A 2,126-nucleotide genomic window follows, 5' to 3' on the forward strand; every position below is an offset into this window, starting at 1 on the left:
GATAATCCTATCGGAATTATCAACATTCCAACACCACAGAATCATCATTATGAGATAATTAAAATATAAATATTAACTTTGAAGAACTAGGCTAGTGCTTTTCATAGGATACGGTGTTATGCCTTGTTTTTTGTGTCATTATCGTCTAATTCAATTTGAACATCTTTAAGTGCTTTCACTAATTCTCCTACTGTTCCAAGACTAAATGGTTTATTTCCTTCACTCCTAATTTTCATTGAACCAAGAGGTGGAAGCCAATGAATATTTTCAGAATCAATTGGTTCTCCTGACCTTGTTAGTGGGATTGTAGTTAGATTTGAATTTTTCCACATCTCAAGTGCTCTTTGTTTTGCATTTTCTAAATTCACAAGCTGTGGTAGTTCTTTCCCTTTTATGATTGTAGCAATCGTTTTTGAATCTGGAACAGGAACTCCTGACCAAACAGTTAATAATTTTGTTACATAGTCCCAACTTGTTTGAACATACTTTTTAGAACTTATATTTCGAGAAAAACTTCTCAAATCTACAAGTGCAGATTCTCTTTTCTCTGGAATTGACAATTGAGTAATTGTATCCGAATACTGTAGATATTTGGCATCATTAATTAATTTGTCAAATATTGAAATCAATTCTCTAGGTGTGTCTTTTTTAGGGATTATTAAGGCATCAAACTCAATGTTTTTATATTGATTTAAAAGCCCTTCTAACTGTGCTAAAGTCAATCTTGATATAGGATTTGACACTTTTTTTCTTATTTCTCTCAAAGAATTAATCGAATTGTTTACATCAAAACCGATTTGTATGCTGTGGTTAAAACCTAATGCTAATTTTTTAACATCTATATGAAGTTGGTCTAGATTTTCAATAATTGCTCTATCAGTATTTTTGGGAAACTTAAGGAAGTTGCTATCTTCATTTAATTTTGCATTAAATTCTTTTCTAATATTGAATAATACTCTACTAACTGTTTCAATCTCTTCTGAATCATCAATAATTTTAATTCTTTCTCGAAGTAAAAGAGGCATTTGAGTTAACGATTCAATTTCTGGCGCAGAAGAAGGCATTACAATATTTACAGCACCAAAACCTATATATTCCTCAATCATTTCAGCAAAACAGGAAAAATCCTTTGCGGCAATTACTTCTTCTGTGCTTTTTTTAACACCGATTCTACCAATAGGTAAAGGTTCGTATAATATTTCTGATTTTTTCAATTAACGATTTTTTTCAAATAAGGCATAACGGTCTCGTATAACCGTCAGTTACGGGTTTATATGCGTTAATATTCGGCTAAGCACAGACGTTAGCAATTCCGAGTGGATTCGGACGTAGTCGAATCCGCCGTAATTGCGGTTATACATTGTTGTAGTGCGTTTTTTTATTTCCATTTCTATTTTCAGGTCAGATTAAAGTCCGACGTTTTATTTCAGTCCAATTTCGTTTATATTTTGGTCAACTCTTTTCCAGTCAGTTCCGATAAAATTCCTGTCGTCATAATTTTCGGAAAGTACTACATAAAAATACTTGGTCAAATAATAGACTTCAGCGTTCCGTTTTGCATAACCTAAAGCTCCAATATCTCTCATTTGAAATTCAACTTTATGATTTTCCTTATTTTCATTAATCAGTTCAATAGTTTGGGTTTTCCACGTTTGAGTTTGAAAAATTAATTTAAGTGGATTTGAATAAATCAGTCCAATAATTGTCAATATTGGAATTCCCTTTCTTAAAATCGGTTCACTCAAATTTCGATTAGCTTTAAATTCCATTATGAGCAAAGGAATTGGTAAAATCAAAATTCCGTAATAAATAATTGCTTTTAAAAATCCAATTTTGGTTTGAAATAAGTTGAAAATGTCCAATAAAAAAAGGAACAAAACTATGTAAAATGTTATTCGGATTATTTTCAGCATATCGTTTTTCTCAAATGCACTACAACGTTGATGTATAAGGAAAGTTGCGTGTTTGGGTGCGAGGATTTTCCGAAGGAAAATCAGAAGCTAGCAAACGAGCAACTAACTTTGGTTTAGCTAAAACTAGCAATTTTTTTTAGCATTCATGAAAAAGCAGAAAGTCCAGTATCTTTAAAGTTCACCAAAACAATTAAGATATGAAACCTGAACAAA

At 31.4% G+C, this 2,126-nt stretch carries 2 protein-coding genes; both read right to left on the reverse strand.

Annotated elements, in window-relative coordinates:
* Window positions 1-116: 116 nt before the first annotated feature.
* The gene (locus tag J8H85_RS18820; RefSeq protein WP_209657242.1) at window positions 117-1,214 is read right to left on the reverse strand and encodes a hypothetical protein; all 1,098 of its coding nucleotides are present in this window, start codon (window positions 1,212-1,214) and stop codon (window positions 117-119) included.
* 207 nt (window positions 1,215-1,421) lie between these two features.
* The gene (locus J8H85_RS18825) at window positions 1,422-1,862 is read right to left on the reverse strand and encodes a hypothetical protein (protein ID WP_209657243.1); all 441 of its coding nucleotides are present in this window, start codon (window positions 1,860-1,862) and stop codon (window positions 1,422-1,424) included.
* Window positions 1,863-2,126 lie beyond the last annotated feature (264 nt).

This window comes from Mariniflexile gromovii (assembly GCF_017814435.1).
Lineage (GTDB): Bacteria > Bacteroidota > Bacteroidia > Flavobacteriales > Flavobacteriaceae > Mariniflexile > Mariniflexile gromovii.